We start from the raw sequence: 14,587 nt of genomic DNA, 5'->3' as shown, positions 1-14,587 counted from the left end.
GACAAGCCTTCCCACCGGAGCGCCCGAACATTTGAAAAGGTCCTCTTATTATGAGCTATCAGTCTGTTTTTCATCCGGATCTCTTTCGGGATCAGGTTTTTATTGTTACCGGGGGTGGTTCGGGGATTGGACGCTGTACGGCCCACGAACTGGCCGCGCTTGGGGCCCGGGTCGCGCTCGTCGGGCGGAAGGCCGAGAAGGTTGAGGCGGTGAAGGCAGAGATCTCCGAGGACGGGGGTGTTGCCTCGGCTCACGTGTGTGACATCCGCGAAGAAGAATCGGTCAAGGCGACCGTTAAGGCCATTATTGAGGAACATGGTGGGCTGAACGGGGTAGTGAATAACGCCGGCGGTCAGTTTCCCTCCCCACTCGCGAACATCAACCAGAAAGGCTGGGAGACTGTCGTTCGCACCAATCTCACCGGTGGCTTTTTGATAGCCCGTGAGGCCTACACTCAGGCACTGTCGAAAACCGGCGGGGCGATTGTGAATATTGTTGCGGATATGTGGGGTGGTATGCCCGGCATGGGGCATTCCGGAGCGGCCCGGGCGGGGATGGTGAATTTTACCCAGACGGCGGCGGTGGAATGGGGCTGTTCCGGGGTACGGGTGAACGCGGTGGCGCCTGGGTGGATCGCGTCCAGTGGCATGGACAATTATCCCGAGCACATGAAGCAGTGGATTCGCAGCCTGGGGGATAATGTGCCCATCAAGCGTATGGGTACGGAATCCGAGGTCAGTGCAGCGATCTGTTTCCTACTGAGTCCGGGGGCGGCGTTTATCAGTGGGGATTGTCTGCGGATCGACGGCGCGGCGTCCCAGGGTGGACGGGTCTGGCCTTTCCCGAAGGCTAAGAACAACGAGCCCTTTAACGGTTTCCATCGGGCGGTCACGCCCAAAGTGTTGAGTGACGACTGAGGAGTAGGCAATGCAGGTACTGGAATCCACCGTTAATCCCCAGTCGGATGACTTTCGCGCCAATGCGGAGGTGATGGAAGCCCATATCGCTACTTTCCGGGACGTGGAGCAGAAGGTGCTGGACCTGGCGGAGGCGGCGCGGGAGAAGTTTATCAAGCGCGGCAAGCTGCTGCCCCGGGACCGTATCAACCGATTGCTGGATCGCGGTACACCGTTTCTGGAGCTGTGTTCCCTGGCCGGCTACAAGATGCACGACGACAAGGACGGCAGCATGTCCGGTGGCGGCATTATTGCCGGCATTGGCCACGTCAGTGGTGTTCGCTGTCTGGTGGTGGCCAGTAACAGTGCCATCAAGGGCGGCACCATCACGCCGGCAGGCCTGGACAAGACCCTGCGGCTGCAGCAGATTGCCATGGAGAACAAGCTGCCGGTGGTGTCGCTGTCCGAGAGCGGCGGTGCCAACCTGAACTACGCTACGGATATTTTTGTGCTCGGCGCCCGCGGCTTCGCCAATCAGGCCCGCATGTCCGCCGCCGGTATTCCCCAGGTGACCGTGGTGCACGGAAACGCCACCGCCGGCGGTGCCTACCAGCCGGGACTTTCAGACTATGTAATCGTGGTCCGCGGGCAGGCCAAGATGTTCCTGGCCGGCCCTCCCCTGCTGAAAGCCGCCACAGGCGAAGTGGCCACCGATGAGGAACTCGGCGGTGCACAGATGCACGCGGAAGTGGCGGGCACGGCAGAATACCTGGCCGAAGATGACGCCGACGGCATCCGTCATGCCCGCAATGTGCTCGAAGCCCTGCCCTGGAACGAGCAATTACCGCCTGTGCGGGAACCGGAATGGGAAGAGCCGCTGTATGCGGCTGAAGAATTGATGGGCGTGATCCCCAGCGATGCCAAAAAGCCCTACGACGTCCGCGAAATCCTCGCTCGCATTGCCGATGGCTCGAAGTTTATGGATTTCAAGAACGACTACGACGACCAGACCGTGTGCGGGACCATCCGCATCGAGGGCCACTCGGTGGGCATCATCGGCAACAACGGCCCCATCACCCCGGCCGGCGCCACCAAGGCCGCCCAGTTTATCCAGCTTTGCGACCAGGCGGGCACGCCTTTGCTGTTCCTCCACAACACCACCGGTTTCATGGTGGGCACCCATTCGGAGCAGAACGGCATCATCAAACACGGGTCCAAAATGATCCAGGCGGTGGCCAATTGCCGGGTGCCAAAGGTCGCAATTGTGATCGGCGGTTCCTATGGTGCAGGTAACTACGCGATGTGCGGCCGCGGCCTGGACCCAAGGTTCATCTTCGCCTGGCCCAACAGCCGCACCGCGGTCATGGGCCCGGCACAGGCCGGCAAGGTGATGCGCATTGTCGCCGAAGACAAGCAGCGCCGGGGCGGCATGGAACCGGATCCCAAAACCCTGGATTTCCTGGAACAGGCCACCGCCAAGAAGCTGGAAGACGGTTCCACTGCCCTGTTCGGTACGGCGCGGCTGTGGGACGACGGCCTGATTGATCCACGGGATACCCGGCGGGTTCTGGCTCTGGTGCTTTCGGTATGCCGCGAGGCTGAGGCCCGACAGTTGCGGCCTAATTCGTTTGGTGTGGCCCGCCTCTAGGGGGTCGTAGTGATGGTGTTTGGACCCGGAGCTGAGTTGCTTTGTCGGATTACGCTTCGCTCATTGTGCCCTTCACGGGTAAATCCGACCTACGTTTCCGGGCCCGCGACTCATGTAGGTCGGATTCGCCAAAGGCGTAATCCGACAAATAGGGAACAGGAAGCAACAGGTTAATAGACAACAGCACCTGTGGGGCACGGGCTTCAGAAACCGTGGAGGGCCAGGGATGGCCCGATCGAGCCTACACGGACGTACTTGCGGCGTGTTTCTGAGGCCCGTGCCCCACAGGTGCAGCCCAAGCTAGAGAACGTGCACCAAAACGACAAGGGCACGGACTACCAATAAGTCAGGAGAACAAGAACGTGAAATTCACCCCCGAACACGAAGCCCTCAGAAAAACCGTCCGCGATTTCGTGGAGAAGGAAATCAACCCCCACTGCGACGAATGGGAAAAAGCCGGCGAGTTTCCGATTCACGATATCTTCAAGAAACTCGGCAACCTCGGCCTGCTGGGCATTCAGAAGCCGGAAGAGTACGGCGGCATGGGGCTGGATTACAGCTACAACCTGGTGGCTGCGGAAGAGCTGGGCACGGCCCACTGCGGCGGTGTGCCCCTGGCCATAGGTGTTCAGACCGATATGTGCACCCCTGCCATTTCACGTTTTGGTTCCGATGAACTGAAACGAACCTTCCTCGCGCCGGCCATTGCCGGCGACATGGTGGGCTGCATCGGTGTAAGTGAAGTCGCTGCCGGCTCTGACGTGGCCGGGATGAAGACCACCGCAAAGCAGGATGGCGATGACTATGTCATCAATGGCTCCAAGATGTGGATCACCAACAGCCCCAGGGCTGATTTTATTTGCCTGCTTGCGAACACTTCCGACGACAAGCCCCACAAGAACAAGTCATTGATTGTGGTGCCCATGAACACGCCGGGCATTTCCTTCAGCCCGCACCTGAACAAGCTGGGGATGCGGTCCTCCGAGACGGCTGAGATCTACTTTGACGATGTGCGCGTGCCCCAGCGTTATCGAATCGGCGCTGAGGGCACGGGATTCATGATGCAGATGCTCCAATTCCAGGAGGAGCGGCTGTGGGGCGCGGCCAACGTGATCAAGGCGCTGGAACACTGCATCAACAAGACCATTGAGTACTGCCGCGAGCGCAAGACCTTCGGCCAGCCGTTGATCAATAACCAGGTGATTCATTTCCGCCTGGCTGAGCTGCAGACGGAAGTCGAGGCCCTGCGTGCCCTGACTTATCAGGCCTGTGAACTGCACATCGAAGGCAAGGATGTGACCAGGCTGGCGTCGATGGCCAAGCTGAAGGCCGGGAGGCTTGGGCGCGAGGTGACGGACAGTTGTCTGCAGTACTGGGGTGGCATGGGTTACATGTGGGAGAACCCGGTGTCCCGTGCGTTCCGGGATGTGCGGTTGGTGTCCATCGGCGGTGGTGCTGACGAAATCATGCTGGGAATTATCTGCAAGATGATGGGAACTTTGCCTGGCAAGCAACGCGACTAGGCTCTGAACCTTCTTGATTGGGAGAAAGGGCTGGCGCATGGGTAGAAAGGCTTTCCGGGACACGCTGTGAATACGTCCCTGTACGCTCGACAAAAACATCCCTGTTTTTGACGGTCCCGGAAAGCCTTTCTACCCACACACCAGCCCCCGGACAATTTTATTGGAGTCATGCTTATGGACACTTTGCTTCATTGCGAAACCCTCATTCTGGAAAAACAGGGCCCTGCCCTGCACGTCACCATCAACCGGCCAGACGTTCGGAACGCCATGAGCCTGGAGATGGTGGCAGAGCTTTCGGCGGTGTTCAGTCAGGTTGAGGGTGATACCAGCATTCGCGCTGTGGTTCTTCGCGGTGCCGGTGGCCACTTCTGTGCCGGGGGGGACATCAAGGACATGGCCGGTGCCCGGGGGCAGAAGCCGGCAGAGGGAGAGGAAGACCCGTTTTACCGTTTGAACCGGGCGTTCGGGCAGATGATTCAACAGGTTAACGAGTCGTCGAAGGTTGTGATCGCGGTGACCGAAGGTGCCGTGATGGGCGGTGGCTTTGGATTGGCGTGTGTGTCGGATATGGCCATTGCCGGGCCGTCGGCGAAATTCGGGATGCCGGAGACCACCCTGGGGGTGATTCCGGCTCAGATTGCACCATTTGTGGTGGAGCGTATCGGGTTCACGCAGGCGCGGCGGTTGGCGTTGCTGGGTTTGCGGGTGGATGCGAATGAGGCTTGCAGGCTGGGGATTGTTCATCAGGTTGCGGAGTCGGAAGTCGAGATTGACGAGTTTCTGGGTCATGCGGTCGAGCGGGTTCGGCAGTGTGCGCCCAATGCGACAGCCCAGACCAAGGCGTTGCTGCACCGCGTTGGCCACGAGTCCATGAGTGGCCTTCTGGACAGTGCGGCGGAGAAGTTTGCCGAGGCGATTCGTAGCGACGAGGGCTCTGAGGGGACGCTTGCGTTTATGCAGAAGCGTCCGGCCTCTTGGGCGGCCTCTGAATGACGGCTTCCGGCTGATGGTGGCAGGCTGGGGCGGGCATGGCTTTTCGGGACACGCGGTGAATACGTCCCTGTACGCTCGACAAAAACATCCATGTTTTTGACGGTCCCGAAAAGCCATGTACGCCCCAGACCCAGACCATGTGCAAAACGCCAGTTAGCAGCAACAGCATGCGATAACAACCGTTGGAGGGAGCGTTGATGTGAGGGGTGGGTCCGTCCAGGACCGTAAAAAACAAGGATGTTTTTTACGAGCCTACATGGACGTATTCACGGCGTGTCCTGGACGGACCCACCCCTCACAGCAACGCGGACAAGCACCCAACCATGAGACCAACAAAATGCTAAGAAAGCTCCTGATAGCAAACCGAGGCGAAATCGCCGTACGGGTGACCAAAACCGCGAAGTCGCTGGGCTACCGCACAGTAGCAGTGTACTCAGAGGCAGATGCCAAAGCGCTGCATGTGGAGTTGGCCGATGAGGCGGTGTGTATAGGCCCGGCTCAGGTTTCGGCTTCTTATTTGAAAGTCGAGGCTATTATTGAGGCGGCAGCCAGGACCGGGGCGGACTGTGTGCATCCGGGGTATGGATTTCTGTCGGAGAATTCCGGGTTTGCAAGAGCCTGTAAGGAATCCGGGCTGGTGTTTGTGGGGCCCCCGGAGGCGGCTATTGAGCTGATGGGTAGCAAACGGCGGTCGAAGATTGCCATGCAGGAAGCCGGTGTGCCGGTGGTGCCCGGGTTTGAGGGCGATAATGCCAGTGATGAGGAACTCATCGAAGCTGCAAAAAATATTGGCTACCCGCTGATGATCAAGGCCTCTGCCGGTGGCGGTGGCCGGGGTATGCGGCTGGTGGAAAAGGCAGAGGAACTGGCCGACAACATCCGGCGTGCCCGCTCCGAGGCCAAGCAGGCCTTCGGGGATGACGAGTTGATTCTGGAGAAGGCAGTCATCGAGCCCCGTCATATCGAGATTCAGGTGTTTGCAGACCAGCACGGTAATGCGGTCTACCTGGGTGAGCGGGACTGCTCCGTACAGCGGCGGCATCAGAAGGTCGTAGAAGAGGCGCCCTCGCCTTTTGTCACCCCGGACTTACGCAAAGCAATGGGGGAAGCAGCCGTCAAAGCGGCTCTCGCCTGCGGCTACGAAGGTGCCGGTACCGTCGAGTTCCTGGTGGACAAGGACCGAAACTTTTACTTCCTGGAAATGAACACCCGCCTGCAGGTGGAACATCCGGTCACCGAGCTGATCACCGGGCAGGATCTGGTCGCCTGGCAGCTTTCCGTCGCCGAGGGACTGCCACTACCGCTCACACAAGAGCAAATTCAATTGAACGGTCACGCCATTGAAGTGCGGCTTTACGCCGAAGACCCGGCCAACGGGTTTACGCCGCAGACCGGACCACTGCATCAGTTCCAGCCCGCCGAGGGCGAAGGATTACGGTTTGATACCGGTGTTCGCTCTGGCGATGCCGTCACGCCCCATTACGATCCGATGCTGGCCAAGGTCGTTGCCTGGGGAGCCAACCGCAACGAAGCTCGCCGCCGGCTATTGCGGGCACTGGAGGACACCACGGTGTTCGGCGTGACCACCAACCGTTATTTCCTCAGCCGCATCATCGCTGACGAAACGTTCGGTGCCGGTGAGGCCACCACGGCATTTCTGCAACAGGCGTTCCGGGACGATCCCTCGCTGGCCCCGAAGGACACCTCCATACGCGAACTGGCACTGGCGGCCTGCGTGTTCAGCCATGGCAATTCAGGCCCCGGTGCGGCTCGTCATGACATGAATAGTTCCTGGAGTAATGCGCCTGCCACGGTCACGCCCATGAAGCTGGAAACCGGCGACAAAACCCTGGAACTGCTGGTGCGACGCACTGGTAATCACTTCACGGTTACCCGGGGTGAGGACCAGCACGAACTCGACCTTGAAAGCATGGGCGGTGGCCTGTTATGCATTATCGACAACGGCATTCGTCAACAATGCCAATATCACCGCCGGGACGATCACCTATATTTGCAGGCGTCCGGGCAGGCAGTGGCGTTGCATGACGTCACCCACCAGCCGGCCAGCGGGGCTGCGGCCAGTGGTAGCGGCCGCATCAAGGCCACCATGGACGGCGCCATCATTGATGTTCTGGTGCAGGCCGGCCAGGCGGTGAAGCAGGGGGACACCCTGGTGATCCTGGAGGCCATGAAGATGGAGCATCCGGTGAAGGCGGACCGCGATGGTACAGTGGGTGAGGTGCTGGCCGCCAAAGGCGACCAGGTAAAACGCAGCCAGTTGCTGGTGGAAATTACTGCCGCTGAAGCTACCTCAGAGGAGGCCGGACAATGAGCACAATGCAGGACAGAACCGTTTTTATTACCGGCGGCAGCCGGGGTATCGGCCGGGCCATTGCCCTGGCCTGCGCCAGAGAAGGTGCCAATGTGGTGATTGCGGCCAAGTCCGACAAGCCACACCCGAAGCTGCCCGGCACGATTCACAGTGTGGCAGAAGAAATTCGGCAGGCAGGCGGTAAGGCCCTGCCCCTGGTGCTGGATGTACGGGACGAACAACTGGTGCGCCAGCGGGTGGACGAGGCTGCCGCTCACTTTGGCGGCATTGACGCGCTGGTAAACAACGCAGGTGCCATAAAACTGACCGGCGTGGAAAACCTGAAGGTCAGCCGCTACGACCTGATGCATCAGGTCAACGCACGCGCGGTATTTGTCTGTAGCCAGGCGGCACTGCCCTGGCTGAAGGAGTCGGACCGGGCCCATATCCTGAGCCTGTCGCCGCCCCTGAATATGGACACCCGGTGGTTTGCCCAGTACGGGCCTTACACCACAACAAAATACGCCATGACCATGTTGAGTATGGGGATGGCAGAGGAGTTCCGACGCTACGGCATTGCGGTAAACACACTCTGGCCCAAAACGCTGATTGCCACCGCTGCCATCGAGTTCGAAGTGGGCGGCCCGCAGATGATGGCCCAGGGCCGCAAACCGGACATCATGGCGGACGCCGCACTGAGCATTCTCAGCCGCCCTGCCGAGGACATGACCGGCCAGTCGGTGATTGATGAGGATGTACTGAGAGCCGATGGCGTTACCGATTTTGAACACTACCGGTACCAGCCCGGCGACAAACCGCTGCTGCCTGACCTGTTTCTGGATTAGCCCCGGAGCCATTGGTTGTCCCGGGGCAAAAACGAATAACAACGTTAAACACAGACCCTGACGGATGACTCTATGACCCAGGACAACATATCCCCACGCGACATCGCTCGCAGCCTGCCGGGCATACTCCGGCGCTTTCCCGCTATTGCCCGGGGCTATTACTACTACGCAGTCAGGAACGAGAACAAAGACCTGACCCTTGGCACCCTGGTAGAACGCAACGCCAGGAAACACGGCCAACGCCCGGCCATCCTCTACGAAGACCGCAGCATTACCTGGCGTGAATTCGACGAGTGGGCCAACCGCATTGCCGGGTTCCTGAAAGCCGAGGGGCTTATCAAAGGCGATGCTATTGCCGTGTTCCTGGAGAACCGTCCGGAGCTGCTGGCCGTGGTAGCCGGCGCTGCCAAAATTGGTGTCGCCTGCGCTATGCTCAACACGTCCCAGAAAGGACGGGTTCTGGAGCACAGCATCAACCTGATTGGTCCCAAAATGGTTGTGGTAGGCGAAGAACTGGTCGACAGCTTCGACGGTGTTAAGGGCGACATCCGGACCAGCCACCCCAACCCGTTCCTGTTCCTGGCCGACGCCAACACCATGAACGTCTTTGGCGATGCGCCGGAAGGTTACGTGAACATGGCTGCAAAGGTCAGCGCCCACCGGAACACCGGGCCCCGACCGGCCGACCCGCCCGTCATGGGCGACACCGCCATTTACCTGTTCACTTCCGGTACCACCTGCCTACCCAAGGCAGCGCCAGGCAGCCACCGCAAGTTTATGAAAGCCTACGGCGGCTTTGGCATGATGTCCCTGGACATGAAGCCACACGACGTCCTTTACTGCACACTGCCCCTCTACCACGGCACCGCCCTGCTGGTGTGCTGGGGTTCAGTGATGGCCGGCGGCTCCGCCATCGCCCTGCGTCGCAAGTTCTCCGCCAGCGCCTTCTGGGACGATGTACGGTATTTCCAGGCCACCACCTTCGGCTACGTGGGCGAGTTGTGCCGCTACCTGCTCAACCAGCCCCCCAGCGACCAGGACCGTAATCACAACCTCACCAAAATGATCGGTAACGGCCTGCGCCCGTCCATCTGGAAGGAGTTCAAGGACCGCTTCGGTATCGAAACCGTGGCGGAGCTGTATGCCTCCAGCGAGGGCAACATCGGCTTCAGCAATTTCTTCAACATGGACAACACCGTCGGTTTTTCCACGGCCCCCTACAAACTGGTGAAATTCCACGACGGCACCCGCGACCCGGTTCGTAATGACAACGGTTTTATGCAGGAAGTGGAGCAAGGCGAGGCCGGCCTGCTGATCGGCGAGATCACCAAAAAGTGGTCCTTCGAGGGCTATACCCAGAAAGACGCCACGGAAAAATCCATCCTGCGGGATGCTTTCAAGAAAGGCGATCAGTGGTTCAACACCGGCGATGTGCTCAAGGACATCGGCTGTGGCCACCTGCAGTTCGTCGACCGCATGGGCGACACTTTCCGCTGGAAGGGTGAGAACGTGTCCACCACAGAGGTGGAGAACATCATCGACGGCTCCAACATGGTGGAGGAGGCGATTGTCTACGGCGTGGAAATTCCGGGCACCAACGGCAAGGCCGGCATGGTGACGCTGGTGCCCCAATCCAATGGTCAGGAATTCGATGTCAACCGTCTGTTCCGTTACCTGAACGACAACCTGCCGCCCTATGCGATTCCGGTGTTTGTGCGGGTGACTAATGCCATAGAGAAGACGGGCACCTTCAAATACCGGAAGGTCGATATCCAGAAAGCCGGTTATTCCATCGACAAGCCCGGGGAGCAGGTTTATGCGTGGTTGCCTGGGACTGAAGGGTATACCCTGTTAACGCCTGAACTGGTGGCGGAGATTGATGCGGGGGAGGTACGGTTCTGAGTGTTTCTTGGCTTATGGTGGTGCCTATGGCTCCCGGCCCTAGCCTTTATGGCTTGGTGACTGCACCGATGGGAACCCCTCCCAAAAAACGCTACGAGCACATCCATGTGCGCTTGGGCTCCGCACATTTTTGGGAGGGGGTTCCCACCGGTGCTGACTAAGCATCGGAGATATCGCCCGTTAACTCGTAATCCTGGGAAAAACGTAGGTCGGATTAGCGAAGCGTAATCCGACTCTTTTCTGGCGTTATCTCCATTTGTCGGATTACGCTTCGCTAATCCGACCTACGGTTTTGTCATGTGCTGATATATTCCCAAGGTCTACCGGCCGGGGCTGAGGGGCCCTCCACAAAATGTCTCCGGCCAGGGACGGCCGGAGTCAAGCGCACATGGATGTGCTCGTAGCGTTTTTGTGGAGGGCCCCTCAGCCCCGGCCATACACCAAGCCAAAAAGGCTAGGGCCAAAACCCAGAAGCCAACTCAAAAACCAGACCTCAAGAACCAACCTTAAGAACAATCTTCCCGGTAGCCGTCCGCCCGGTCAGCGCCCCGAGGGCCTTCTCGTAATCCTCGAACTCATAAACCTTACTGATTCTCGGATCAATCTTACCCTCAGCAAACAGCTTCAGTAACTCCATCATGTTCTGGGCGCTGGTCTGCGGTTCGCGCTGGGTGAAGCTGCCCCAGAAAACACCCACTACCGAACAGCCTTTCAGCAGAGTCAGGTTCGCCGGGATCTTCGGTATGTCACCAGCGGCGAAGCCGATGATCAGGTGGCGGCCGTTCCAGGCCATCGCACGCAGGGCCTGTTCGGTGAATTCACCACCCACCGGATCGTAGATCACATCCACGCCCTTGCTGTTGGTCAGCCGCTTTACGGCGTCTTTCAGTGGCTCTTCAGTGTAGTTGATCAGCTCGTCGGCACCGGCTTCCTTCGCCACCGCCAGCTTCTCGGCCGTGCTGGCCGCTGCGATCACATGGGCGCCCATGGCCTTGCCCAGTTCCACCGTTGCCAGGCCAACCCCGCCGCTGGCGCCCAGCACCAGCAGGGTTTCGCCCGGCTGGATGTTGGCTCGCTGCTTGAGCGCATAATAGGAGGTGCCGTACACCATAGAGAAAGCAGCCGCTTTCTCGTCTGACATGGACTCGGGGATCGGCAGGATATTCTGCTCGGGAACCACCACTTCCTCGGCGAAGGCACCGTAGCCGGTGAGGCCGGCAACGCGGTCGCCCCGTTTGAAGCGGGTGACTTTTTCGCCCACTTCAATCACCTCACCGGACATTTCTCCGCCGGGGGAGAACGGCATGGTGGGTTTGAGCTGATACTTGCCTTCGATGATCAGCGTGTCCGGGAAGTTCAGGCCTGCGGCCTTGACCCGAACCTTGACGCCATGGCCTTTGACCACAGGACTGGCGACATCTTCTATCACCAGTTTGTCCGCAGGGCCGTATTCCTTGCAGAGAATCGCTCTCATGTTGTGACTCCGTTAATCGACGGTCGATAAAAGATGACTGCAGTTGATGGTTATCAACCTAAACAGAGTCGTGCCATGAAGCAAATAAAGAAATCTTATCCTACCGGATAAGCCTTGCTTATGGTCTCCGGAATCCCACGCTAGAGCATGGTGCTTACATAGGCCATTGCACCCACCAGACAGACGGCGGCCGCGATGAGACCCGCAAGAATACCTTTGGGAATGACAGACTGCTTGTTTCGTTTATTTCGCCCACCGTCATGGCTGACCACGCGACCTTCCTGGCTGGAGTTGCGAATAAGGGTGATCATCTCCTCGCACTGGCTGCGATTGAACCCCGAGGGTCGAAAGGCCTCCATCCCCTCCTTATCCAGGAACCTGTTGACGTCTGAAGACAGCGGCACGTACTTCATCGACCAGTTGGTAAAGGTTCGGGCTTCGATCGGCTCTTCCAGCAACGTAATCACATTACGGTGTCGGTCGTCTCTGGCAATCCGGTCATAGAGCTGGCGAACGGCCCCTTCTTCGCCCTCCAGATACTGGAAAAACTGGTCGTCGCCGTAGTAAAGGCCGCCAACGATTTCACTTCTGGCATTGTTTCGACGGGATTCCATCAGGATCCGGGCGACGTTGGGCTCTACACCCTTTTCCACTGGTTTGGCCTTGAAAGTGGCTTCACTGGCGTAAGCCAGACGCATCAGGGACATATCATTCACTCCGTACTACATTAAACGGTTAAGGTAGGTGTGAAATACGTCTCATACCTTGAAGATGGATCATAGACATTCGTATGGTTCTGTCTCCCGGGCATTGCATCGCCACTCAAAATGCCCGGACCTTACGCTTTTCCGGGATGAATCTGCCTGCCTTTTCAGCTATCCTGCGCGCACCGTAACCGGGCTGCCGCCTGCCCCTTGCTGTTGCTCCAGGGTCTGACATGTTCGATATTATCTACCTGCTTGAAATGATCGGCGTGATTGCCTTTGCCATATCCGGCATGATCGTAGCGCGATCCAAGAATATGGATCCGGTGGGTATATTCACAATCGGTTTTGTCACCGCTCTGGGTGGCGGCACCCTGCGGGACCTGATGATGGACAACCATCCGTTGTACTGGATCAAGCATCAGGAACAGCCGATCCTGATCCTGGTGATGGCGATCATCTACAGCTACTGGCACCGCGCCGGACGCCTCCGAGCATCCCGAATCGTCTTTCCCGACGCCATTGGTCTGGGCGTTTTCTCCATTCTTGGCGCTCAGTTGGCCCTCGACCTTGGCCACTCCTGGTTTGTCGCCTCGCTATTGGGGGTGATGACCGGTACCTTTGGCGGCGCATTGCGCGATACCTTGTGTAATGAGGTGCCGTACATTTTTCGCAAGGACCAGGTTTACGCGTCCATTTCATTTGCCGGTTGCTGGCTTTATTTTGTATGCCAGTGGCTGCTGGAGAGCGAAACCCTCGCCCTGACCATCGGCTTACTGTTCATTACCCTCACCCGCTTGCTGGCCGTGCGCTTTGATATTCGCCTGCAACGGGACAGACAACAGGGCTAATCAGCCTGCAATGTTGAATCGTCTCTTGGCGTTCACGGCTCCAGCCGGTAACATTGCCGTTTTTTCACCCAACTCCTGAAACCGATTCATTCAATCCCCATTCAGCTCCCTGTAAGGCAGGCATCCGTCATGCTCGAACGACTATTCCAGCTCCAGGCCCATGGCACCACTGTTCGTAAAGAGGTGATTGCGGGCTTTACCACCTTCCTGACCATGGCTTACATCATCGTGGTCAACCCCAGCATTCTCTCCGCCACCGGCATGGACTTCGGTGCGGTGTTCGTGGCTACCTGCCTGGCCGCCACTATCGGCACCCTGATCATGGGGCTGTGGGCCAACTACCCGATTGCCCTGGCCCCGGGCATGGGCCTGAACGCGTTCTTCTCGTTCACCGTGGTGGGCAGTATGGGTTATAGCTGGCAGGTGGCACTGGGAGCCGTGTTCATCTCCGGTTTCATCTTCTTTTTGCTGAGCCTCTTCAAGGTCCGGGAATGGATCATCAACAGCATCCCCCTCTCCCTGCGCTATGGCATCTCGGCCGGTATAGGCTTCTTTCTGGCACTCATCGCGCTGAAAAATGCCGGTATCGTTATCGATAACCCCGCAACCCTGGTAGGTCTTGGCGACGTTAAAGTGGCCGAAAGCCTGCTGTTCTTTGGCGGATTTGTGCTGATATGCGCCCTGTCGTTCCGTCAGATCACCGGTGCGGTGATGATTGGTATTATCGCCGTGACCGCCGCCGCAATGGCGATGGGCATGGTGGAATACGACGGCTTTGTTTCAGCCCCGCCCAGCCTCGCCCCGACCTTTATGCAACTGGACCTGGCCGGCGCGCTGAACGTGGGCATGATCAGCGTAATTTTTGCCTTCCTGTTTGTGGACCTGTTCGACACCTCCGGTACTCTGATTGGCGCCGCCCAGCGCGGTGGACTCCTGGACAAGAACGGTAAACTCCCCCGCCTGGGTCGCGCACTGATGTCCGATTCCGTCGCCACCATGTCCGGTGCCGCCCTGGGGACATCCACAACCACCAGCTACATTGAGTCCACCGCCGGCATTACCGCCGGCGGCCGCACCGGCCTGACGGCGGTTGTCGTGGCCGCCCTGTTCCTGGCGTGCCTGCTGTTGTCGCCCATTGCCAGCATTATCCCGGCCTACGCCACAGCCCCTGCCCTGCTTTACGTCGCGGTACTGATGGCCAGCGGGTTGAAACTGATAGACTGGGATGACGTCACCGAAGCCGCTCCGGCGGTCGTGACCGCATTGATGATGCCGCTGACCTTTTCCATCGCCAACGGCATTGCCCTGGGCTTCATCACCTATGCCATCCTGAAAGCGTTAAGCGGACGCTGGTCAGACCTGAACGCCAGTGTGGTGATCATCGCTGTCGTCTTTATCCTGAAATTCACTTTCCTGGACGTGGCGTAAGCTGCGTTTTCA

11 protein-coding genes are annotated in these 14,587 nt (G+C 58.8%); 9 read left to right on the top strand and 2 right to left on the bottom strand.

Annotated features, from left to right (window positions below; translation table 11 throughout):
• Positions 1-50 precede the first annotated feature (50 nt).
• The 7 genes from QPL94_RS08955 (at position 51) to QPL94_RS08925 (ending at position 10,118) form a co-directional block, all read left to right on the top strand.
• Positions 51-917, top strand: coding sequence for an SDR family oxidoreductase (locus QPL94_RS08955; protein WP_285356886.1), 867 nt, complete (start codon positions 51-53; stop codon positions 915-917).
• A gap of 10 nt (positions 918-927) precedes the next feature.
• Positions 928-2,544, top strand: a complete 1,617-nt coding sequence (locus QPL94_RS08950; protein ID WP_285356885.1) for an acyl-CoA carboxylase subunit beta — start codon at positions 928-930, stop codon at positions 2,542-2,544.
• 362 nt (positions 2,545-2,906) lie between these two features.
• Positions 2,907-4,067 carry a citronellyl-CoA dehydrogenase gene (gene atuD / locus QPL94_RS08945; protein WP_285356884.1) on the top strand — a complete coding sequence of 387 codons (1,161 nt, stop codon included), beginning with the start codon at positions 2,907-2,909 and terminating at the stop codon, positions 4,065-4,067.
• 174 nt (positions 4,068-4,241) lie between these two features.
• Entirely contained in the window at positions 4,242-5,060 is an 819-nt protein-coding gene (locus tag QPL94_RS08940; protein ID WP_285356883.1) for an enoyl-CoA hydratase/isomerase family protein, read from the top strand.
• Positions 5,061-5,397: 337 nt separating this feature from the next.
• Positions 5,398-7,392 (top strand): acetyl/propionyl/methylcrotonyl-CoA carboxylase subunit alpha, encoded by a 1,995-nt coding sequence (locus QPL94_RS08935; RefSeq protein ID WP_285356881.1) that lies wholly within the window; start codon positions 5,398-5,400, stop codon positions 7,390-7,392.
• On the top strand, positions 7,389-8,216 hold the full coding sequence (locus QPL94_RS08930; RefSeq protein ID WP_285356879.1) for an SDR family oxidoreductase: 828 nt from the start codon (positions 7,389-7,391) through the stop codon (positions 8,214-8,216). Before QPL94_RS08935 ends, QPL94_RS08930 begins: the two co-directional genes overlap by 4 nt.
• A 72-nt stretch (positions 8,217-8,288) precedes the next feature.
• Positions 8,289-10,118, top strand: a complete 1,830-nt coding sequence (locus tag QPL94_RS08925; protein ID WP_285356878.1) for a long-chain-acyl-CoA synthetase — start codon at positions 8,289-8,291, stop codon at positions 10,116-10,118.
• Between the two features lie 493 nt (positions 10,119-10,611).
• On the opposite strand, the gene QPL94_RS08920 is transcribed toward QPL94_RS08925, so the two are convergent.
• Together QPL94_RS08920 and QPL94_RS08915 are read right to left on the bottom strand one after the other, a co-directional pair.
• On the bottom strand, positions 10,612-11,592 hold the full coding sequence (locus QPL94_RS08920; RefSeq protein WP_285356877.1) for an NADPH:quinone oxidoreductase family protein: 981 nt from the start codon (positions 11,590-11,592) through the stop codon (positions 10,612-10,614).
• 140 nt (positions 11,593-11,732) lie between these two features.
• Positions 11,733-12,299, bottom strand: coding sequence for a BLUF domain-containing protein (locus tag QPL94_RS08915; RefSeq protein ID WP_285356875.1), 567 nt, complete (start codon positions 12,297-12,299; stop codon positions 11,733-11,735).
• 230 nt (positions 12,300-12,529) lie between these two features.
• Between QPL94_RS08915 and QPL94_RS08910 the strand changes: the two genes are divergently transcribed.
• Entirely contained in the window at positions 12,530-13,147 is a 618-nt protein-coding gene (locus QPL94_RS08910) for a trimeric intracellular cation channel family protein (protein WP_285356873.1), read from the top strand.
• Positions 13,148-13,276: 129 nt separating this feature from the next.
• The gene (locus tag QPL94_RS08905) at positions 13,277-14,575 is read left to right on the top strand and encodes an NCS2 family permease (protein ID WP_285356872.1); all 1,299 of its coding nucleotides are present in this window, start codon (positions 13,277-13,279) and stop codon (positions 14,573-14,575) included.
• Positions 14,576-14,587 lie beyond the last annotated feature (12 nt).

Origin of the sequence: Marinobacter sp. SS13-12, from assembly GCF_030227115.1 — a bacterium.
GTDB lineage: Bacteria > Pseudomonadota > Gammaproteobacteria > Pseudomonadales > Oleiphilaceae > Marinobacter.
Note: the sequence above shows the minus strand (reverse complement) of the source record. Positions and strands in the feature narration are given on the sequence as shown.

Bases quoted from the DNA above. Each gene is read 5' to 3' on its own strand.
- QPL94_RS08930 (WP_285356879.1), top strand. From the start codon at position 7,389: ATGAGCACAATGCAGGACAGAACCGTTTTTATTACCGGCGGCAGCCGG.
- QPL94_RS08925 (WP_285356878.1), top strand. From the start codon at position 8,289: ATGACCCAGGACAACATATCCCCACGCGACATCGCTCGCAGCCTGCCG.
- QPL94_RS08940 (WP_285356883.1), top strand. From the start codon at position 4,242: ATGGACACTTTGCTTCATTGCGAAACCCTCATTCTGGAAAAACAGGGC.
- QPL94_RS08920 (WP_285356877.1), bottom strand. From the start codon at position 11,592: ATGAGAGCGATTCTCTGCAAGGAATACGGCCCTGCGGACAAACTGGTG.
- QPL94_RS08950 (WP_285356885.1), top strand. From the start codon at position 928: ATGCAGGTACTGGAATCCACCGTTAATCCCCAGTCGGATGACTTTCGC.
- QPL94_RS08935 (WP_285356881.1), top strand. From the start codon at position 5,398: ATGCTAAGAAAGCTCCTGATAGCAAACCGAGGCGAAATCGCCGTACGG.
- QPL94_RS08915 (WP_285356875.1), bottom strand. From the start codon at position 12,299: ATGTCCCTGATGCGTCTGGCTTACGCCAGTGAAGCCACTTTCAAGGCC.
- QPL94_RS08910 (WP_285356873.1), top strand. From the start codon at position 12,530: ATGTTCGATATTATCTACCTGCTTGAAATGATCGGCGTGATTGCCTTT.
- QPL94_RS08905 (WP_285356872.1), top strand. From the start codon at position 13,277: ATGCTCGAACGACTATTCCAGCTCCAGGCCCATGGCACCACTGTTCGT.
- QPL94_RS08955 (WP_285356886.1), top strand. From the start codon at position 51: ATGAGCTATCAGTCTGTTTTTCATCCGGATCTCTTTCGGGATCAGGTT.